Origin of the sequence: Pseudovibrio flavus, assembly GCF_009711345.1 — a bacterium.
GTDB lineage: Bacteria > Pseudomonadota > Alphaproteobacteria > Rhizobiales > Stappiaceae > Pseudovibrio > Pseudovibrio flavus.
Window position 1 is genome coordinate 179,263 of the sequence record NZ_SMMA01000060.1, and the last position, 21,699, is coordinate 200,961.

Here is a 21,699-nt window from a genome sequence, read left to right on the forward strand (position 1 = left end):
ACCGGTCCAAACGTCGAACTGGGAGTAGTCACGACCTACGAAGAAACCGCCAACCTGAACGTATGCGGATTCAAAGTAGATGCCAGCAGCGTCGTCAGAAGAGGTGTTCATGGACAGGCTGGTGTAAGAACGTACGAGACCGAGTTCGGTCTGGGTGCGTGCGTCGAGACGAACGTAACCACGTGCGAAGAAGTCCATGTCCTTCTTGCCTTCGTCGCCCCAGTTACCGCCGTCTGCGAAGTTGTTTACGCGCAGTTCGGTACGAACGCGGCCGGAAACGCGCAGGCAGGTGTCCTGACCAGGCAGTACGAAGAAACCAGCGCCGAAAGCGTCGCAAGTCTGTACGTAGTCTACTGGCTCAACGGATGGCAGATCAGCAGCAAGTGCTGGTGCTGCAGTTGCAGATGCTGCAACTGCAGCAGCAATCATTTTGAATTTCATTCTTCTTGACCTTCCAAAGAATTCATTTGGGAGGCTGGCAACGCTGATTGTGACACCAACGAGGCAAGCTCACCCCTCTTGTGCCAACCGACCAACCGCAGAAGGAATCCCCATTCCCATCTACAGCTTCCCTTTTGAACGGTGGGATAACCCGTCGATTTGCAGGAGTGAAACTAGCCATTTCCTTTTTTACATCAATGATAAATCTACTTATGCAGCGCCAATACATGTGATAGCGATCACACCTGTGATATGCATGACACACACGTATTATTGCGTATTTTACATTTCGTAGAGGGCGAATGAAGAATGAAAAGATAAACTCGGCAATAGGCACGACATGCCCACACATCGACACATTTATCTATATTTTTTCATATTGTGGAAATTGCCAAGGAAAGATTATTATGACGTATAAATGAAATAAAAGTTTATTTTTAGCTATTTTTATACATATAACGATGAAATATATACATATCAAAATCCAAATATTATAGTATTTACGAGAATTTATATTATTTATTCAAAACGGAATTATATGTATAAATGTGGGACTTATTTCATCCCCTTGCACCAAAACATCGAGTTTCTCCGTATATCTGGCCGCTTAGGCCACCCTAGATTGCGCAGCAATGCGTACCTTGAACGTGAACCACACCACGCTCCGGCCATCCGGTAAGTTCGTTTGCCCCGCTGGTAGGCCCGCAGTTTTTGCAAGTTCCAACAGCGTTGAGGTACTCGCCCGCGCACTAACACGTCCTCCGAAGGGGCGTGCCATTCTACCCGCCCCCGTAAATTGGAGAGAAAAACGTAGATCAAACGCGTCACCATCGACAGGCGCAGCTTCGACCTGCATCCTCGGTGCAGTTTCTGATGCGCACTGACCGGTAGCCTCCAGAGCTGCGTCCATTATTTTTTTCAGCAAGAACTGATCGGCTAGAACCAGCTTCGGAACAACGGGAGACACTTCCACAGCGAGTGAGGATGATAGACCAGCTACGCTTGGTGAGTTTTCAATACAATCACGAAGCCATGAGCGAATATCGAACTCACTATCCTCGGTTTCACACCCATCACCATCCGAACAGCGTTTCAGAGCCTTCAGACTTTCAGCAGCTGCGACTAGCGCATTACGGATCACCTTGGAATCTGCATGACCTTCAAAGCCAACCTGCTCTACCTCTGCCAATAGTTCAGAGAGTCCAACCAGCGTGGGGTGCACACGCCTTTTCAGTATACCCTTCAAGCCCGCTTCCAAGTCATCATCCAGATCAATCGGATCGAGTTGAGACGCTTTCGTAGCTACAGACTTAATAAGAAGGATCATTGTGCCTGAGGCTACGCCGTTGAAATCTACCAGCGCAAACTCACTCCTCCCTTTAGCAGACCAAAGGATTTGCTTGTCTGCCTCGTCGCCCCCGCTACCCGAAATTGAAACCGGTGGGAGATCGTCAAGCGTCATTGTTAATGGAAGATAGACCGAAGCTGCTTCGCCTTTTTGAATAGCGCCGTCCAATTCCAGAGCTTTTTCAGCATTCCCGCTAAAGTCCATCACCTTGCCGCTTGCATCGACAAGCAGGTACGCAAGCCCCATATCAACGAGCAGTTCGCTCATGAGGGTAAGAAGCCGCAGGGTTGCATGGTCTCTCTTTTTGGATTCAGTAATGTCGCGTCTATAGCCAATGGTTTGGCCATCGGGCGTTTTGCGCTCATGCACCCGCACCCACGACCCATCATCAAGGCGCTGGTCCATCGTACTCATTTCACGTTGGTGATATGAAAGACGCTTTTCTATCCAGTCAGAGATGGACATGCCGTTTGTATTGTACTGTCCGCGCAGCGCGCCCTGCCTGATAATGTATTCAAACGATGTGCCTTGCACGAGCAAGTCCTCGCTCGTCTTATAGAGTTCCTTATAACGCTCGTTGCAAACCAGAAGCTTGTCATCTTTGTCATAGAGAACGAAGGCGTCAGGCAGGTAGTTAATGGCATCGCTCAACTGCTGCTGGGCTGTGGACGCAAGCCCTTCAGCAGATAGCCGCTCAGATATATCCCTGAGATTAAGAGCAATATACCGCTCCTTCTCCAAGAAGAATTCTGAAACCAAAACCTCCACATCAACAATCTGACCGTCAGACCGAATAACCTGCGCCTGAACTACTCCGTCTGACGACTGCCCACGAGTACCGAGCAGATTAAAGTCTCCAATCCCCTCTCCTTCAAAGAAGGTCTCTATACCAGCCCCTTCAAGGGCATTGCGCTCTGCCCCCAGCAGCTCGGTCGCTGCTATATTCACGCCATCAATGGTTCCATCGGCCTTGCAGGTGATTATCGCATCGGAAGTGCCGTTTAGAATTGCGGTCAATCGAGTGGTCATACGAGCATTGTTGCGCACCGCTTCTTCTAGAGTTCTGCGATTGACGTTTTCAGTAAGCCTTAAGGCTTCCATCGCCTTGCGGTTTCGCTTCTCTCTCAAATGAAGCGCGAGCCATAAGCCCAAGACACTCAGCAAAATGATCGCAAAGAAGGCAAAGAGAATACGCTGACGATCAGAAGTCAGTAGCGCGTCATAGGGCACCCAACCATCTGCAATAAGAACAGGAGCACCATCCAGCGGCAATACAATTGCAATAGAAAGGTCAAAGGAGTTCGCCTGCTCCTTCTCCCAATGGTAGATCCTGAGGTGATCGAAGTTCGAAGCGCGAAGATTTCCTATTAGCTGAGCCAAGCTTTGATCCGTAATCAGCGCAGAGTGCTCATCACCATGCCCATGGTCGTGGGCATGACCATGATCGTCAGCAGCTGCAACGTGAGACTGGCTTACTTCGGCAGCGCCGTTAGGCTGCTCGTGCTTTGATGCTTCCTCCTCACCCTGCTCCGCCAGCAACTTCTGTATCAAGAAGAGGCCATCGTGGGCCTCCTCATGATTATGGAAGCTTTCGTAAATGCGTTTGTCGATAACCAGATGGTCGTCATCAATTCTATAGCCGCTATCATTCAAGCTACGACGGCTGAGAGAGAATGGGCCATATACGCCCGGCAACTCCAAACGAGATCCGGGAGCCAGCCTATCCAAGAACTCGGGAAGCGTTCCGTTCTGGGCATTTACTTTCAAAACAGATTCGACCTGCGCGGTCAGAGCCTGCTCTACATTGCGAACACGCTCGTTCATAGTACTTTGGCGCAGGCTAAAGAACAGAAAGCCCTGCGCCCCAATAAGACAAACAACCACAAATACAAACAATAGGGTCCACCGCAATCCGGTCATACCACCGCGTTCCAGCTCCACCGTTCTGTCTGTCTCTTGGGCCATTCACACCGCCTCTTTGTATTGGGGCTGAGAGAAACAACCTCAAAGCCCGACAAGGCATTGTGCAGGGATGGATTTAAAATTGCGGTTAGGAAACTGGTTAGTGAGCGCCTTAACAAAGCGGCACAATTTGAGCTGAATTGAGCAGTTTTCCTGATTTCTTGAGCACTATCAAAGCACCACCGCCCAATAAGGGTCATCCTGTATGTCGCCACTTCGAACATACTCTTGCCACAAAGGCTATGCATGCGCCTGCGCAGCAACAAACTTGCCATCCCATGGCTGCAATATTGTTTTTCAAATGTGATGGCAAACACAGAAACGTCGCTTATTGACACCAAACCGTCCAGACGGTACAGAAACCGTCCAGACGGTACAGTTCAAACTCGGATTGAGTCGATGTCACCAGCGACAGTGAATAATATTCTGGACGCCACCGAAGCGATCATTTGCGAAAGTGGCTTCTCCAACCTGACAATTGTCGGCGTGGCTCAACGGGCAAGCATGTCCAAGGGCGGCGTGCTCTATCATTTCCGTACAAAAGAAGATCTTCTGACTGGTATCGTCTCAAGGCTTGTCCAATCATTCCAAGAAAGAATTGAGACAGCCAAAGCTCAGCGTGTTTTAGAAGGCTGCGCCTCCCCTAATCTGGGAGCGCTGCTAACGGTTTGCCGCGAGTGGCACGAAACCCAGCTCATGCGATCACTGATGGCCCTTTCATCGGAACGGCCAGAGATAATCACCCCATTTCGAGAATTCTTCTGCCAGTTGGAACGGGAGATTGATGAAGAAGCTAAAGACAAGGTGCTTGCATTTATCATCAACCTGACCTTGGGCGGCCTGCATATGCGGCAGATTCTCAACCTTGATGAACAATTCAGCCACAACATTGAACCCGTATACGAGCGCTTGGAGCAATTGCTCGTGAAAAACACTGAAACGATCTCCCTTTAATTCGGGTCGAAAAACGGATACCACCCATGCCTATCCTTGAAGTGAAGATGAACAAGGCGCTCCACCGGAGAAAGCCACTATTGGGGGCCTCTTCCCTGCTTATTGCCGCTGGCTTGCTGCTTGCCGGTTGCCAGCAGGATGTTGAGGAGACCGTAAAAGAGGAAGCTCCGCGTCCTGCAAAAGTGATGCAGGCTTCCCAGAACCTTAACAGCGCAACTCGCAGCTTTGCTGGTCGCGTGGAAGCAGTGCAGACAGTTGACCTCGCGTTCCGCGTTGGTGGTCAGCTTGTGCAGTTGCCTGTGCGTGAAAGTCAGATGGTTAAGAAGGGCGATCTCATTGCTGCTCTCGACCCAACCGACTACGAAAGCGCTCTTCGCGAAGCCAAAGTAAACTTCGAGCAGAAGAAGCTGGACCTCAAGCGTCTGGAAACCTTGAAAGACAAAGACGTTGTCTCTCAGGGCTCCTTCGACAACGCAAAAACCGCTTACGACCTTGCAGCTGTTGCAGTTGACAACGCAGAACGTAACCTGCGTTACACCAAGCTGCTGGCTCCTTATGATGCAGTTATCACCCGCCGTTTGCTTGATAACTTCACCATCATTCAGGGCGGCACCAGCGTTGTACGCGTTCAGGACGTTAGCGAAATTCAGGTAGACATCAACGTCCCTGAAACCCTGTTTGCACGCGTCAATGAAGGTGACATCCAGAAGATCCACGCTGAGTTCGCAGCGCTGCCGGGTAAAGAGTTCCCTGTCACTTACCGCGAACACTCTACCGAAGTTGATCCGGTTACCCAGACCTACCGCGTAACCCTGACCATGCCTCAAGTTGACGGCATCGACATTTACCCTGGCATGACCGCCAGCGTTAAGGTTGAGACTTCTTCTTCTGCTGAAGTTGCTGAAAAAGGCTTCCTCGTTCCGACAGTAGCAGTCGTTTCTGACGCGGACAAAAAGCTCTACCTGTGGGTTGTTGGTGAAGGCAATAAAGTCGAACGCCGTTATGTAGAAGTCGGCCCGATCATGGGTCCTTTCATTCCGGTTCTTAGCGGCCTGAACCAAGGTGAAACCTTCGTCACCGCAGGTGCTGCATCTCTCCAGTCTGGTCAGACTATCCAGCCGATCAAATAAACGCAGAGTTTAGTCATGGATATTGCACGCTACTCAATTGAGAAGCCGGTCAATATATGGATGGTGGTTTTCATTGCTCTCCTCGGGGGTATATGGGCTCTGTCTACTATTGGTCGGTTAGAAGACCCTGCCTTTACGATTAAGCAGGCACAGGTCATCACCGCTTACCCGGGCGCAACGGCTGCAGAAGTTGAAGAAGAGGTTACGGAGAAGCTGGAAACAGCAATCCAGAAGATGCCTCAGCTCAAGCGTCTGACCTCCACATCCGAGCCGGGCCTTTCTCGCATCATGGTCGAGATTGGCGACACTTATGACGGTTCCAAGCTGCCGCAGATCTGGGACGAACTTCGCCGCGAAGTGAATGACGTTTCCAGCTCCCTGCCAACTGGCACCCGTCCGCCAATCGTTTACGACACCTTCGGTGACGTGTTCGGCATCTATTATGCGCTGACAGCTGATGGTTATAGCAACCGCCAGTTCCGCACCGCTGCTAAAGAGCTACGCCGCGAGCTGCTCACCGTCGATAATGTCGGTAAAGTAGAGCTTCTCGGCGAACCTCAGGACGAAATCGTTCTTAACATCTCTCAGGACCGCCTTGCACAGCTCGGCATCACCCTGAACGATGTGATGAACGTGCTCGGCGCTGAAAACGCAGTGCAGGAAAACGGCAGCACCCTTTCCGGTGAATACCGCCTGCGCATCGTAACCACCTCTGCATTCCACGATTACCGTTCTATTGCAGATCTGGTTATCGGCCGCGCTGGTTCCACTGCGATGGTGCGTCTTTCTGACGTTGCAACGCTGGAAATTCAGGAACCTGAATCTCCAAATGCAATCGTCCACTACAACGGCAACCGCGCAGTCACCATTGGTGTGTCCGCAGTTGCAGATACCAACGTTGTAGAAGTTGGCGCAGCTGTTGAAGAGCACCTGAAAAACATCCGCCGTAACCTGCCTGTCGGTATGGAAATCTTCCCTATCTACGAGCAGCACACTGTGGTTGAGAAGGCCGTTGACTCCTTCGTAGACAACCTTGCCATGTCCGTTGGCATCGTGATCCTCGTACTCGGCATCTTCATGGGCTGGCGTGCGGCAATCGTGGTGGGCGCATCCCTGCTGCTGACCGTTATGTCCACCGTGCTCTGGATGAAGCTTTTTGGCCTTGAGCTTGAGCGTATTTCTCTGGGCGCCCTCGTTATCGCGATGGGTATGCTCGTGGATAACGCGATCGTTGTGGCTGAAGGTATGATGATCAACATGCAGCGCGGCCTAAGCGCTGTTGCAGCGGCTTCCCGCGTTGTTCGTCAAACCCAATGGCCGTTGCTAGGTGCAACCGTAATCGGTATTGCAGCGTTTGCGGGTATCGGCCTGTCGCCAGACACCACCGGTGAATTCATGTTCTCCCTGTTCGCAGTGGTAGGCATTTCTCTGATGATGTCTTGGGTGTTCGCGATCCTGCTCACCCCGCTCTTTGGCAAGTACTTCTTCAAAACCAACGTGTTTGGCGGTGAAGATGATCCTTACAACGGCATTCTCTACACCCTCTTCCGCAAGTGGCTTGTTCTGGCTCTGCGCCTGCGCCCGCTGACAATCATTGGCCTTATCGCCCTGTCTGCTGTGTGTATGTGGAGCTTCAAGTTCGTCGGCATTGCCTTCTTCCCGGCATCTTCTACCCCAATGTTCTACGTGAACTACTGGGCACCGCAGGGTACCGACATTCGGGCAACCGAAAAGAACATGGCAAAGCTGGAAAGCTACATCCTTGGTCTGGATAGCGTAGAAGCAACCAGCACCTTTGTAGGCACTGGCGCAACCCGCTTCATGCTGACCTACTCTCCTGAGGATGCAGCAGGCAACTACGGCCAGATCATCGTTCGCACGGAAACAACGGATACAATCGACGATCTCACCGAAAAGGTGCGTGAGTTCGGTTCCCAGAACTTCCCGAACGCCAACGTCTATACTGAACGTCTTGTTTTCGGCCCGCCAACCGGCGCTGACATTCAGGTTCGTTTCTCCGGTAAAGATGCTGACGTACTGCGTTCCCTCGCAGAACAGGCAAGTGCGATCTTCAACGATCCATACTACAAGATCTCCGACGTACGCACCGACTGGCGTGAGCGTGAACTGGTCTTGCAGCCGATCTTTGATGAAGAACGTGCCCGAATTGCTGGCGTAACCCGTGGTGATCTTGCAACTGCAATCCAGTTCAGCTCCAACGGCATTCAGGCTGGCAGCTATCGTGATGGCGATGAAAACATCCCGATCATGGTCAAGCGCAACCGCAACGAAGGCCAGACAGCTTCGGATGTCCTTATGGATACCCTTGTCTGGAGTGCTCAGCAGAACAAGTATGTTCCGATTGATCAGGTAACCACCTCTATCGAGACAGCTGCAGAAGACACGCTCATTCGTCGCCGTGACCGCTTAAAGACGATCACCGTCCTTGGCGCAAGTTCCAAAGACGAACTGTCTTCCGAAGCCCATGCCCGTATCCGCCCTGCAATCGAAGATATCGATCTTCCATTCGGCTACACGATGGAATGGGGCGGCGAGTATGAATCTTCAGCAGAAGCAAACTCGGCTCTGGGTGCTCAGCTTCCAATCACCTTCATTGTTATGATTGTGATTTCGATCCTGCTGTTTGCGAAGCTGCGAGAACCGCTCATCATCTGGTTGATGGTACCAATGTCGATCAACGGTGTAACACTGGCGCTTCTTGGCACCGGTCTGCCGCTGGACTTCATGGCGATCCTCGGCGTGCTGTCCTTGTCGGGTATGCTCATCAAGAACGCGATTGTTCTCATCGAGGAAATCGACATCCAGATCGAAGAAGGTAAAGAGAAGTTCCAGGCAGTGGTTGACGCGACCGTTTCTCGTATGCGTCCGGTCTGTATGGCTGCAATCACCACCATCCTCGGCATGGCGCCTCTGGTCATCGACCCGATGTTCCGCAGTATGTCCGTGGCGATTATGGGTGGCCTTGCGTTTGCGACGGTTCTGACACTCATCGCAGCCCCTGCTCTTTACTGCGCTTTCTACCGCATCAAGTATCACCCGCTGGATGATATGGTGCCTGCAGCAGCTCCTTCCGCTAAAGAAGAAGCTCCAAAGAAAGCCCTTGAAGAAGCCTGATTGGCTCACTTGAACAACAAAAAACGCCGCTCCAAAAGAGCGGCGTTTTTTTTGAACTGTATTAGCGTTGCAAACCTATCTGCCGGTTGAAGACCGGCGAATAATCAGCTCCGGCGTCAACCGGAAGCGGCGCACCTGTGAGGTGTCACCTTCAAGGCGGCGAAGCAAAAGCATCGCAACGTCGTGGCCAATAGCAACCGGATTACCTCTCACCGTGGTAAGCGGTGGATCCCAAACAGCCGTTTCCATCAGGCAGTCAAAGCCAACAAGGCGGACATCGTCGCCGATGCGCTTACCAGCTTCCGCATAAGCCATGTAAACGCCAGCGGCGACGATGTCATTCTGGCACACGATCCCGTCATACGTCAGGTTCAGGCCGAGAAGCATTTTGGCGGTCTCGTATCCAAATTCGCGGCAAGCTCCGCCGGGAAAAACGAGATCCTTATTGGCAACCATCCCACGTGCAGCATGAGCTGCGAAAAAACCTTCACGGCGAAGACGGCCAGTACTGGTGTTTTCCAAACCACCGATTTGCACCAGTGTACGGCATCCCTCATCTAGAAGATGGCCAACAACATCTTGAGCGCCGAAATAGTCGTCCGTACCGACGAAATCGAACAGGGCCTCAGGCAACTCACGGGTTGTTGTTACGCAAGGAATTTTTCTTGAAACGATGAGGTCGACTTCCTTGGAGCTGGTTCCTGCACAAGGAATGAGGACGATACCGGCCACACCATGACCGATCATCTCTTCAATAAGCTGGGACTGTCGCTCCAGCTTGTCAGAGCTGTTTGCCAGAATTGGCAGATACCCGTTGCGACCAAGCACTGTTTCCATCGAAACAGTCAGCTCGGACATGTACGGGTTGGTGATATCTTCAACGATAACACCGATAAGATTGGATTTGCCGCTCTTAAGGCGTGCAGCGTTATAGTCGCGCACAAAGCCAAGAGCCTCAGCCGAAGCAATGACCTTTTTCCGCGTTTTTTCAGCAACGCGGCCCTTGTTATTCAATGCATTGGAAACGGTTCCAATGGAAACACCAGCATGGCGGGCAATATCGACGATGGTGGGCTTGGTCATGCAAAGTTTCTAGTATTTATTGTTTAATAGAGTTGCATCTAGCGATGCTTGAAAACTCGAAAAACGTCAACTGGATAAATAATTTAACGCTAAGTAATCTTAATGAGCAAAGTGGAGGGCAAGAACAAAGCAACTAGATTGCATTCGCCCCTACCCTCCACTTCGGGAGGAAGACTTAAACCCTCTTAGTCTTCAAAAATCGCACCGAGGCTTGCAGAGGAAACCATCTTTGCGTAGCGACGCAGGTAACCTTCGGTGACCTTCGGAGGAAGTGGAACGTGGGTCTTGCGACGCTCGTCCAGCTCTTCGTCAGAAACCAGAACGTTGATGGTTTTCGCTTTCAGGTCGATTTCAATCTTGTCGCCTTCACGAACCAGACCGATAGGACCGCCCTGACTTGCTTCTGGAGAACAGTGACCGATAGCAGCACCGCGGGTAGCACCGGAGAAGCGACCGTCAGTGATAAGCGCAACCTTGTCGTCCAGACCAGCACCGCACAGGGAACCAGTTGGAAGAAGCATTTCGCGCATACCGGACTGAGGGCCTTCGTACACGATGAGAACAACGTCACCCGGTACGATTTTGCCGCTATTGATTGCAGTCACAGCATCTTCTTCACGGGTGAAGACGCGAGCGGTACCGGTGTACTGCTTCATCTTCTCGTCAACTACGCCGATCTTAACCACAGCGCCTTCTGGAGCGATGTTACCGTATACAACAGCAAGACCACCTTCTGGCTTGTACGCATCCGCAACAGAGCGAGCCACATCGGTGCTCTTTGCGTTTACATCTGCAATCAGCTCATCAAAGGTTACAGCGTTTGCGGTCAGCACGCTGCCATCAAACATGTTGCCGTCTTTGAGGTGCTTCATAACAGTTGCCAGACCACCAGCGTGGTGCAGATCCTGAATGTGGAACTCACCGCCTGGAGAGAAGGAGCAAAGTTTTGGCACTTCGCGGCTGATCTGATCAAAGTCGTCGAGGCTCAGTTCAACCTTACATTCGTTTGCAATCGCCAGCAGGTGCAGCATGGTGTTGGTGGAGCCACCAATCGCCATATCTACAGCCATAGCGTTGTTGAATGCTTCGCGGGTCATGATCTGACGAGGCAGAACCTGCTTGTTGTAAAGCTCCATGATCTTCACGCCAGCTTCCTTAGCAAGGCGGCGGCGTTCAGAGTAAGTTGCAGGAATGGTGGAAGAACCTGGCAAGGTCATGCCGAGTGCTTCTGCCATAATGTTCATGGAGTTGGCAGTACCAAGGTGCGCACAGCAGCCAATTGTAGGAATTGCAACTGTTTCACGAGCGATCAGTTCTTCGTGGGTGATTTTGCCAGCAGCATAGGCACCAACAGTTTCACAGATCATGGAACCGTCAAGAAGACGGCCGTCGAGCGCACCCGGTTCTGCGCAGCCACCAGAAAGCAGCAGGGTAGGAATGTTCAGACGTCCAGCTGCCATGAGAGCTGCAGGCGTGATCTTGTCACAGTTGGTGATCAAAACCATCGCGTCAAACTGGTGACCTTGAATCTGAACCTCGATTGCGTCTGCAATCAACTCGCGGCTTGCGAGCGGGTAGTGCATGCCCACGTGGGTCATTGCAATACCGTCACAGATGGACGGCATGGTCATCTCGAAAGGATAACCGCCCGCTTCGTACACACCATACTTAACGCGTTCGCAAAGTTCGCGCAGGTTATGATGGCCCGAAATGATTTCATTGAATGCATGAATGACAGCAATGATCGGTTTTTCGTCAAGGTCCTTATCACTCATGCCAGCAGCTTTCAGCATGGAACGCTGGTTCGCGGCGGCATAGCCCTTAGTGATAATATCTGAACGCTTCGACATTGTTTTTTCCTTATGGTTATCCGAAGAGGTTCGGCAGCAACAGCGAGATCTGCGGAACGTAGCTGACGAGAGTCAGACAGATCAGCATTGCGATGAAGAATGGTGCCAGGGCCTTGAACACACGCTCGATGGAAATGTTCGCAACACTGGAAGCAACGAACAGGTTCACACCAAGTGGAGGCGTACAGAAACCGATAGCAAGGTTCACGGTGAGAATGACGCCGAAGTGGATTGGATCCACGCCCACAGCCATAGCAACTGGCAGAAGGATCGGTGTCAGGATGATGATCGCCGCAACAGTTTCCATGAACATACCGACAGCCAACAACACAAGGTTGAGAAGAAGGATGATCACAAGTTTGTTATCGGAGAACGAAGTGATGAGTTCAGCAACCTGATTAGGGATCTGTTCCATAGTCAGAAGACGGCCGAACACAAATGCCATAACCACCATCACCAGACAGGTCGCAGCAGTCAAACTGGACTGGGCAAGGATCTTTGGCAGTTCGTTGAAGCTGAGTTCCTTGTAAACGAACAGGGAAATCACCAGCGCGTAGATAACCGCAACGCCAGCAGCTTCAGTTGGAGTAAAGATACCGCCGTAAATACCACCAAGAATGATGATTGGAACGAGAAGCGCCCAGATAGCATTGCCATCTTTGTTTTCAGCGCGTTCTTTTGCCAGTTCTTCCTTGGTGGAAACCAGATCATCACGGTCACGCAGCACGTAGCGGGCAACGATGATGTAAGCCGCACCGAACAAGAGACCCGGAATGAGGCCAGCCATGAACAGCTTGCCGATGGACTGGCTGGAGGTCACGCCGTAGATGATGAACGGGATGGATGGCGGGATCATAACGCCCAGCATGCCGGTTGCAGCAGTCAGACCTGCGGAAAAGTCACGCGGATAGCCACGCTTTTCCATTTCAGGGATCATGTTGGAACCAATTGCAGCAACGGTTGCAGGGGAAGACCCGGAAATAGCTGCAAAGAACATGGACGCCAGAACGTTCACATATGCCAGACCTGCGCGCAGGTGGCCCACGCCGCGAGCAGCCATGCCCACGATACGGCGGGAAAGACCACCGGACTGCATGATGTCACCGGCGAGAATGAACATAGGAACAGCAACAAGCGGGAAGTTGTTACCGCCCATAACCGCACTCTTGAGCAACAAGATGTCACTTGGAGTACCCGGCAGGAAGGTCATAACAAAAAGGGATGCAACGCCAAGAGCAGCGCCAATCGGCATACCAATAAGAACAAGGCCGAAGAAGCCGAAGAACAGAACTAAACCGGACATAGGTTACGCTCCTGGCAGATCGAGAGTTTCCTCTGCGAAATCGTTGTTTTTCAGTCTGCGGATATCTTCAAAAATGTTCTGCAGCACGCGAATAGATGCGAGGAACGCGCCAAGCGGCAGAGAGTAATAGAGGAAGATCAGACTAATGCGGGTTTCGGAACCCGGAATGAAAAGAACCGGAGAGGTCTGCTTGATAACAAAGCGGTTGGTTGCCTGATCATGACCACGAACAGCCATGTAAGCAAAGAAAACCAACATAATAGCAGAGACTACAAGGCCAAGGATGAGCTGGGTTCTTTTGGAAAGAAGGCCGGTAAGAACGGTTACCGCAACGTGCTTGCGAGTTTTATAGCCGTAGCTGATGCCGATCCAGATGAACCATACAAACAACCAACGTACGACTTCTTCAGACCATGATAGCGAGTTCTGCATGACATAACGCATGAAAACCTGAACGAAGATCAGGATTGCGATAGTGCCAAGAGAAACAACCAGAAGATCGCGCTCCAGGTTATCATCGAGATAACGGAGTAGTTTCATAACGACATTTCACTGGGATTATTGATGGGGAGAAGTGGGAGAAAGGGAGGCGGAAAACCACCTCCCTCCTCTAGAGGCTAAGGCTTAGCTTGCTTCAGCTTTTGCTACAGCGTCCATCAGACGCTTATAGGTGTCAGCGCCAACCATGCGTTCAAAGTCTGGCTTGAGAGCTTTGATCTCATTCTGGAACACTGCCATCTGCTCTGCAGACAACTCGTTAACTTCGTTGCCCTGGCTACGGAACCAATCAACCAGTTTAGGTTCTTCGGTACGGATGATCTGCTGCTGATAGTCAGAAGCTTCGCTGATCGCGTCCGCAACGATTTTCTGGTGCTCTTCAGAGAGGCTGTTGAACTTGTCCGGGTTCATTACAACCGCATAAGCAGAGTACACGTGGTTGGTCAGAGAGATGTACTTGTTAACTTCGTGAGTACGCATGCTCTGGATGTTACCCAGCGGGTTTTCCTGAGCGTCGATGATGCCCTGCTGAAGTGCAGAGTATACTTCGCCGGAAGCCATAGGGGTTGGGTTAGCACCCAGCTGATCCCAAGCTTTGATGTGTGCATCAACCTGCATGGTGCGCAGTTTCAGACCATCAACGTCTTCAGGAGTGTAGACAGCTTTTTTGGAGTTGGTCAGGTGACGGATACCAATTTCCCACCAGCCCAAAGACTTGAAGCCGATTGGTTCCATTTCCTGTGCAAGCCAGTCACCATATTCACCATCGAATACCTTACGAGCGATGTCGCGGTTTGCGAAGGTGTATGGCAGTTCGGTTGCAGCAAAACGATCGTCCCAACCGGACAGAACGCCAACAGCTTCAGCGTTCAGATCGATTTCACCCATCTGAACGAATTCGAGAAGCTCACGGCCTTCACCCAGCTGACCAGCAGGGTAGATCTCGACTTCAATGTCGCCTTCGGTGCGGGTTTCGACGAGTTCCTTGAACTTTTCCCATGCCTTGTGCATGTGCATGGTTTCTGGTGCACCATGGGCAACTTTCAAGGTCACATCAGCAGCCAGTGCGCTGCCAGTGAACATCACTGCGGATGCAGCCAATGCGATGGCTAAACGTTTCATTTTCTTACTCCCAATTTAGAAGGTTAGCGTTTATTCCAAGCTGGGAGGAGAATGCTGACAGCACTGGTATCTCACAAGTAGGGAGATTTGCATAAACGTTTCGGCAGCATGCTAAAACGTTTAATTAAACCCTAAACTTCCGTAAGGTCTTCTTATATTTTCGTTTTTCATACGAATTTTACCGTGTGACGTGCTGCCTCACTCTCACTGGAAAAAGTTTGCTAAAACGTTTTTATTTTTGCACATTTTTAGCAGGGTTCTGATGATTATAACTCTTTGAGAACCTGCAATTATTGCTAATGGTTCTTATTAGGAAAAGCGCGCGTCATTTAACGCCAACAGAAGCCCCTCCCCTAGAGCTTATAGACACGGTGCAGCACCCGCATCAGGCCACCCATTTTATGCCCGTTATTGAGATCAGAGGCCAACCGCATCAGCGTGTCATAAAAACCGTTTACAGGAAGAGCGGCATAGACCTTGTCGATATCCTCTTTCGCCACACCTTTTCGGAAGATCGCTTTGGAACCATCAATCCAGTCACCCTTTCGAACGGCGTTGACGACCTCTGCGTCCTCACCTCGAAACGGCGTGAACTTGTGGTGCCAGAAAATGATGTCGTGCACGAGTTGAGTATCCACCTGATCCTGAAGCAACCCTTCACTCTTGGCTTTTTCGAACTGCCCTATTGAGGGCTCCAGATACGCTAGATCGTGATCAGTCCACATACCAAGGTCATGGAAGGCAAGTGCCACTTCTATGTCGGGGCGCTTGGGATGATCCTGATCGCCAAGAAAATAGAGTGCGTAGCTCAGTACCCGATAGATGTGATTTCTGTATCCGGGTAGGTCTTCCCCTATCTGCTCTGAATAAAGTCCCAGTAGGTGCTCGATGCGCTCTGAGTGGGTAATGGGCTCCATAGGCTCAACCTTTCCAGATCTTTGAGAGACCGGAAAAGACTAGCACAGCACGTGGAGCAGCAGGACAGCACACACCGTGTGGGTTAACGGGTGTGCTTACGCTGGTTGAGTACGTGAGGCCGAGCGCTCAGAAGGTAATAGAGATTTCTGTGCCGACGACCGCTGCATCATCAATGGAATTCCGCCCTGATGGGTTGACGATGTACTGGAAATCCGTTGTCAGATAGAACCATGGCGCGAACTGGAACCGATGGTTTAGTTCGATAAACCATTCAGAGGACTGCCCCGGAAGATCTTCGCTAAAAAAGCCGGCGCCAATAACACCTGCGGTTACATCATCTGGGCGCAGTTCGAAGAGCCCCTTGTAATAGGTTCCCAGATAAGTTGAAAACGGCAGCGTACTGATCGACTGCTGCGGCGCGATTACAAAAGAACCCCAGAGCGTTAGACCTTCATCCCCCTTCTCCTGATAGACCATCTGCTCGACAATAGAATAGAGCCCCCAACTCCCACGAATGTAAGAGGGGTCGGTGATGCGCGGGTCTATCTCATAATACCTGCTGGTATCGACGTAGGCACCAAAGCGGTAAGCACCCGGAAGCTCCTGCCCACGATGAAGGAAGGTTGGCTTCCATGTCGCCTGCGATAACACCAAAACGCCCTTGTTGGGATTAAGCGTAAAGTCAAAACCATGCTTATCGGTATCTCCCACTGACGGGTCAGCATTATATACACCCGCTGCAACCGTAAAATCAGAGGTAAAACGAGCGGCAGCACGAACGCCCCACTGCGCCCGCGTGGAGGTAAAAAGGGAGTCAATATTATAGAAGACACCTGCGGGGTTATCATTGAGGGCGGAATTGACATAGTAGTCGCCAACAGGGCTCGTGACGAAATAAGTTCCAGCAGATAGTCGGCCAAGGGCTACTTCAAAACGATCATCGAAGAACTGCTGTGTCAGCTTTACGCGGGTCAAACGCCAGCCTTGACCGGAATAGGTCTGAGCAACGTCAAAGATGTTGCCAATGGCTTTACCGCTTAAGTCTTCACCGCCGGAATAGACGTGGCCGATAAATAGATCAGCTCCCTGCCAATTTGCCAGCTGATTGAGGTCGAAGTTAAAGCTTCCCTCCCACAGGTCTGCATAGGCTCCGGTTTGATTAAAGCCACCGATGGGATTGAACAGAATGTCAGTCGTGTAGTTTAGCTCGGGATCTACGCCAGCATCGTTAAGCTTTGTGCGGATACCACCCCAGTCATCAGTAGCCTTTTGCCAATTGAACCACGGTAGAACACTGTCATTGGCGTAGACAGCAGAGGTGCTCCCCAAACTCGCCAATAACCATAAAAACCAACCGGTTACGATGACCATTCGCTGAAAACTGCGTCTGCACAATGAACCGCACTCCTTCGCAACAAAACGAAAAAGCCTCCAACCAGCAGACAGTAAAGTTTATTGATTTGGGTACGGACAGCCTGCCCGCGTAAATTAGCAGAGCACAGAGACACGCAAATATTGGCAGTTCCTGCAGATTCCACAGCTGGAATAAGGCAGATCACTAATACCAGAAGATAACAAGGGCGCGGAGGAAATTAATGCAGACAAACTGCAAACAGAAACAAGCGTCTACCGCTTGCTCAAAACCATCAATGTAGAGGGAAAATGGCGGACACGAAGGGATTCGAACCCTTGAGACCCTTCCGGGCCTACTCCCTTAGCAGGGGAGCGCCTTCGACCACTCGGCCACGTGTCCTTGACGGCGTAGATACCACGCCAGGTTTGAAATTCAAGAGAGTTTTCTAACCAAGCCTGTGGAAACCAAAATTACCCTGTGAAGAAGCAGGGTTATTCAGCCATGAGCCCATAAAAATTCGCAGTTTCCCGTAACATCAAAGAGATCAGCGTCCTGCATTTTGGTCGAAAGACCATATTTTCGAGCTTCACCAAAAGTAAAAAATCTCCACTACGAACGAAATAATTTTCTACAGCGTTGAAATTTATGAGTTTCAGCGCCCCTACCACCCGCGTCGCAGCCTCTTTACAGATTCACCCTTGCGCAAAATTCTAGTTTCTCATATTTTCAATCAATCGATTGATTTATTGAAAAGCAAATGAACAAGCAAGAAAAGTCGACCTCCCTCGCCGCCATGCGCACCAGAAAGGTTCTTGTTGAAGCAGGGCTGGAGCTTTTTGGGTCTCAAGGGTTTGAAGCAACCTCAACACGTCAGATCGCCCAATTAGCGAGAACGAACATCGCCTCAATTGCCTACCATTTCGGCGGCAAGGACGGACTGCGTGAAGCTTGTGCCCACTACGTTGGGCGCACATTGGGCCGCGTTGCAATGCGCAGGCACAGCAACGGCGGTAGTCTTGAAACTATGTCCGCTGAACAAGCACGCCTTATAATGCTGTCTCTCGTAGACCAGATGGTTGCCTTCACCCAGTTACAACACAAGGCCAGCCTTATCGTTCCATTTATTCTGAATGAAGCAAATCGGCCAAATGGCACGCTCCCTCTCCTCTATGAGGAGTTATTTGGTCCTGTTCTGGAGAACATCACTCAGGTCTGGGCCAAAGCAACCAACACCTCACCAGAGTCTGAGTTTGTTCGCCTTCAGCTTTTCGCTGTTATTGGCCCAATCATCTACTTCCGAATTGCCAGAAACATCGTGACCAAGCGCATGGAATGGCAGAGCATTGGCCCTGACGAGGCAGCCAAGATCGCAGCAGTAATAAAACAAAATCTCATCGCGCTGCTTGATGCCAGCGTTAAGGAGTAGCCTATGTCATTTGTGTGTTCCATTCCCATCATCACTGGCTTACTCTCGCTCTGCTCATCTCAGCAAGGCGCATTTCCCGGCTATGTAGAAGGCGAGTATGTGCGCCCTGCACCGGTAGACAGTGCCCAGGTCATTCAACTCTTTGTTGATCGCGGTGACAAGATCGAGGAAGGCCAATTACTGGCGCAGCTGGAGAAAGAAGACGCCCGTTTAGCGGTGGCAGAGGCTGAAGCCGCGATGAAGAAGGCTCAGGCCTCGCTCAACGACCTGAAAGAAGGAAAGCGGCCAGAGGAAATCGCAGTACTAGAAGCAACGCTGGATTCTGCTGAGGTTCAAACGCGCCAGTCTCTATCCGTCTTTAAACGCTTTGAAGGGCTGTTCAATCGCGCTGTTATCTCGCAGGCCCAGCTGGATGAAGCACAAACAGCGCTGGATGTGGCACGTGCTCGTGTGAAGCAGCTGCAGTCCGAGCTGGACGTTGCCCGCCTTCCAGCTAGAGAAGACCAGATACAGGCTGCACAAAGTGCCTACGACCAAGCTGTAGCAGCTCTAAAGCAAGCTCAGTGGCGATTGGAGAACCGTCAGGTCTACGCGCCAGCAGATGGACGCGTTATCGATATCACGCGCCGCGAGGGCGAAATTGCAGGGCCGTCCTCACCGGTCCTCACTATGCTGCCAGCAGGTGAGACTAAGCTTACATTCTTCGTGCCAGAGAAAATCTTCTCCAGCCTCTCCCTTGGCAAACGTGTAGAAGCGACGTGCTCCGGCTGTGCTGAAGAAGTTCCGGCGCGTATTAGCTATCTGGCAGAAGGCCCCCAGTTTACTCCGCCGGTAATTTACTCGTTGGATGTGCGCGACAAACTCGTCTACCGCGTCGAGGCCCTCCCAGAGACAGAAAACACAACGCTCGCGCCTGGCCAGATCGTTGACGTTCAGCTACCCCGCTAACGCTGAGAGGTCACCATGTATGCGATTGATGTTCAGTCTCTCACAAAACGTTACGGCTCAAAGACTGTCGTAGACAACGTCACCCTTCAAATCGGCAAAGGTCAGATTGTTGGCTTTCTTGGCCCAAATGGCTCAGGCAAGACAACAAGCATCCGCATGATGTGCGGTCTGCTAAAGCCGGATAGTGGATCTGGCAGCGTGCTTGGTTATGACCTGCTTCGGCAGCGCTTGGAGATCAAAAATAAAGTCGGCTACATGACGCAAAAATTCTCTTTCTATGAAGACCTCTCAATAGAAGAGAACCTGCGTTTCGTAGCCCGTCTTCATCGCCTACCAAGCAAAAGCAGACCTGTTGAGACCACACTTGATAAGCTCGGTCTGACCTCTCGTAAAAAGCAGCTGGCAGGTCAGCTATCAGGGGGCTGGAAGCAGCGACTTGCGCTTGCTGCCTGTACAATGCACAAACCCGATCTTTTGCTTCTTGATGAGCCTACTGCAGGTGTTGACCCTAAAGCGAGACGAGAGTTCTGGGAGGAAATCCACGAGTTTGCAGCAAGCGGTATGACCGTGCTTGTCTCCACTCACTATATGGACGAGGCAGAGCGCTGCCACCGGATCGCTTACATTTCCTACGGCAAGCTGCTGGCAAACGGAACGCTGGATGAAGTGATCACCGGCTCGGGTCTTATCACCTTCTCCATCACTGGTGAAAACCTTGCAGCAATAGCAAAGTCTCTTCACGGCGCAGAAGGCGTGGAGCAAGTCGCCCCCTTTGGCAATGCATTGCATATTACCGGAACAGACGAGAAGGCACTTAGAGCAGCTTTACAGCCTTTTGAAAGTCACACTCATCTCGCAATCACACCGCAAGCCACTAGCCTTGAAGACGTCTTCATCCAGTTTATGGCCAACAGTCAGGACAATATGCAATGAGAGGCTTCTTTTCCCTTCGCCGCCTGCTTGCCATGCTGGGTAAAGAATTCATCCAGATGCGCAGAGATAGAATTACCTTTGCGATGATGCTTGGTATTCCCATTGTCCAGCTGATCCTGTTCGGCTACGCAATCAACAATGACCCAAGATCCCTGCCAACAGCAGTCGCCTATCTGCAGAATGATCGATACTCCCGCGCCATAATCAGCGCATTGGAAACATCAGACTATTTTGAAGTCACCCACATGGGCGTCGGGCCTACGGAGGCAAACGAACTGCTTGTACGCGGAGATGTCACCTTTGTGCTCACGCTGCCTCATGATTTAGGAACCCGTATTGAGAGGGGCGAAAGCCCAAGCATACTCATGGATGCGGACGCAACAGACCCTGCAGCAGCAAGCGGTGCAATTTCGGCCCTCCCCCAAATCGTCGAGAAAGGTCTACGGCCCGTCATGCCACCTCAAAGTGATATGACAGCGGCTACTAACCCTCACTTCCCTGAGGTTGTCGTTCACCGGCTTTATAACCCAGAGAGCATCACCCAATACAACGTCGTTCCGGCTCTTCTTGGCGTCATTTTGCAGCTTACAATGGTAATGATGACATCAATCGCACTCACACGCGAAATAGAACGGGGAACGATGGAGAACCTGTTGTCGCTTCCTGCAAGCCCAATTGAAATCATGCTCGGCAAGGTCCTGCCCTACCTCGCAGTTGGCGCGGTACAAATCCTGGTCATTTTAACAGCAGGCAAGATACTGTTTTCTATCCCCTATATCGGCAGCATTCCGCTTCTACTGGGCGTGACCCTTATATTCGTTCTTGCGCTCGTGTTGCTTGGCTACTTCATCTCGACCCTTGCCAAAACACAAATGCAAGCACTGCAAATGACATTCTTCTTCTTCCTTCCGTCTCTACTTCTTTCTGGCTTTATGTTCCCCTACAAGGGCATGCCAGACTGGGCACAAACGTTGGGAGAAATATTCCCCCTCACCCACTTCCTAAGAGCGGTACGCGGAATTCTTTTGAAGGGCGCGGAACTTTCTCAAGTTACGAGCAGCGTACAAGCCTTGTCTCTATTCGTCGTAGTTTTCGCAGCAATGGCCCTACTTCGCTTCAAGAGAACGCTGGACTAAAGAAAGCAAGCGCGAAGGAAGACCACTAGGTTTCAAGCATCACATATTAAATACTAACGTGCGCCCTACAAGGGCGCGGTATCAGTTCCGTTGCTTGGATCACACCAACATTCTAAACCGCTCACATTCTGTCATACCGGACTTGCTCCGGTATCCAG

16 protein-coding genes and 1 tRNA gene are annotated in these 21,699 nt (G+C 51.2%); 7 read left to right on the forward strand and 10 right to left on the reverse strand.

Annotation, left to right across the window (positions count from 1 at the left end; translation table 11 throughout):
- On the reverse strand, window positions 1-441 hold a 441-nt coding region (locus E1162_RS09165), incomplete at its 3' end, for a porin (protein WP_257098877.1).
- Between the two features lie 607 nt (window positions 442-1,048).
- Window positions 1,049-3,754, reverse strand: coding sequence for a PAS domain-containing protein (locus E1162_RS09170; RefSeq protein ID WP_155129789.1), 2,706 nt, complete (start codon window positions 3,752-3,754; stop codon window positions 1,049-1,051).
- 243 nt (window positions 3,755-3,997) lie between these two features.
- On the opposite strand from E1162_RS09170, the gene E1162_RS09175 reads away from it, so the two are divergent.
- From E1162_RS09175 to E1162_RS09185, 3 genes are read left to right on the forward strand one after another with little or no spacing between them, the layout of a single operon-like run.
- Window positions 3,998-4,705, forward strand: coding sequence for a TetR/AcrR family transcriptional regulator (locus E1162_RS09175; RefSeq protein ID WP_155129792.1), 708 nt, complete (start codon window positions 3,998-4,000; stop codon window positions 4,703-4,705).
- Between the two features lie 26 nt (window positions 4,706-4,731).
- Window positions 4,732-5,835 carry an efflux RND transporter periplasmic adaptor subunit gene (locus E1162_RS09180; protein ID WP_257098878.1) on the forward strand — a complete coding sequence of 368 codons (1,104 nt, stop codon included), beginning with the start codon at window positions 4,732-4,734 and terminating at the stop codon, window positions 5,833-5,835.
- Between the two features lie 15 nt (window positions 5,836-5,850).
- Window positions 5,851-8,970 carry an efflux RND transporter permease subunit gene (locus E1162_RS09185; RefSeq protein WP_155129794.1) on the forward strand — a complete coding sequence of 1,040 codons (3,120 nt, stop codon included), beginning with the start codon at window positions 5,851-5,853 and terminating at the stop codon, window positions 8,968-8,970.
- A 75-nt stretch (window positions 8,971-9,045) separates the two neighbouring features.
- Here E1162_RS09185 and E1162_RS09190 read toward each other — a convergent pair whose 3' ends face one another.
- From E1162_RS09190 to E1162_RS09225, 8 genes are all read right to left on the reverse strand, one after another.
- Entirely contained in the window at window positions 9,046-10,053 is a 1,008-nt protein-coding gene (locus E1162_RS09190; protein ID WP_155129797.1) for a LacI family DNA-binding transcriptional regulator, read from the reverse strand.
- Between the two features lie 185 nt (window positions 10,054-10,238).
- Entirely contained in the window at window positions 10,239-11,903 is a 1,665-nt protein-coding gene (ilvD, locus tag E1162_RS09195) for a dihydroxy-acid dehydratase (RefSeq protein ID WP_155129800.1), read from the reverse strand.
- Between the two features lie 16 nt (window positions 11,904-11,919).
- Window positions 11,920-13,206 carry a TRAP transporter large permease gene (locus tag E1162_RS09200; RefSeq protein ID WP_155129803.1) on the reverse strand — a complete coding sequence of 429 codons (1,287 nt, stop codon included), beginning with the start codon at window positions 13,204-13,206 and terminating at the stop codon, window positions 11,920-11,922.
- 3 nt (window positions 13,207-13,209) lie between these two features.
- Window positions 13,210-13,746 (reverse strand): TRAP transporter small permease, encoded by a 537-nt coding sequence (locus E1162_RS09205; RefSeq protein ID WP_155129806.1) that lies wholly within the window; start codon window positions 13,744-13,746, stop codon window positions 13,210-13,212.
- Between the two features lie 84 nt (window positions 13,747-13,830).
- Window positions 13,831-14,826, reverse strand: a complete 996-nt coding sequence (locus E1162_RS09210; protein ID WP_155129809.1) for a TRAP transporter substrate-binding protein — start codon at window positions 14,824-14,826, stop codon at window positions 13,831-13,833.
- A gap of 353 nt (window positions 14,827-15,179) precedes the next feature.
- Complete coding sequence (locus E1162_RS09215) at window positions 15,180-15,743, reverse strand: hypothetical protein (protein WP_257098879.1); 564 nt, start codon at window positions 15,741-15,743, stop codon at window positions 15,180-15,182.
- Window positions 15,744-15,870: 127 nt separating this feature from the next.
- Window positions 15,871-17,115, reverse strand: coding sequence for a carbohydrate porin (locus E1162_RS09220; protein ID WP_155129812.1), 1,245 nt, complete (start codon window positions 17,113-17,115; stop codon window positions 15,871-15,873).
- 292 nt (window positions 17,116-17,407) lie between these two features.
- A tRNA-Ser gene (locus E1162_RS09225) sits at window positions 17,408-17,497 on the reverse strand.
- Window positions 17,498-17,855: 358 nt separating this feature from the next.
- Here E1162_RS09225 and E1162_RS09230 point away from each other — a divergent pair.
- From E1162_RS09230 to E1162_RS09245, 4 genes are read left to right on the forward strand one after another with little or no spacing between them, the layout of a single operon-like run.
- Window positions 17,856-18,524, forward strand: a complete 669-nt coding sequence (locus tag E1162_RS09230) for a CerR family C-terminal domain-containing protein (protein WP_155129815.1) — start codon at window positions 17,856-17,858, stop codon at window positions 18,522-18,524.
- Between the two features lie 3 nt (window positions 18,525-18,527).
- Window positions 18,528-19,472 carry an HlyD family secretion protein gene (locus E1162_RS09235; protein ID WP_155129818.1) on the forward strand — a complete coding sequence of 315 codons (945 nt, stop codon included), beginning with the start codon at window positions 18,528-18,530 and terminating at the stop codon, window positions 19,470-19,472.
- A gap of 15 nt (window positions 19,473-19,487) precedes the next feature.
- Window positions 19,488-20,405 carry an ABC transporter ATP-binding protein gene (locus E1162_RS09240; protein ID WP_155129821.1) on the forward strand — a complete coding sequence of 306 codons (918 nt, stop codon included), beginning with the start codon at window positions 19,488-19,490 and terminating at the stop codon, window positions 20,403-20,405.
- Window positions 20,402-21,541 carry an ABC transporter permease gene (locus tag E1162_RS09245; protein WP_155129824.1) on the forward strand — a complete coding sequence of 380 codons (1,140 nt, stop codon included), beginning with the start codon at window positions 20,402-20,404 and terminating at the stop codon, window positions 21,539-21,541. Before E1162_RS09240 ends, E1162_RS09245 begins: the two co-directional genes overlap by 4 nt.
- Window positions 21,542-21,699: the final 158 nt, after the last annotated feature.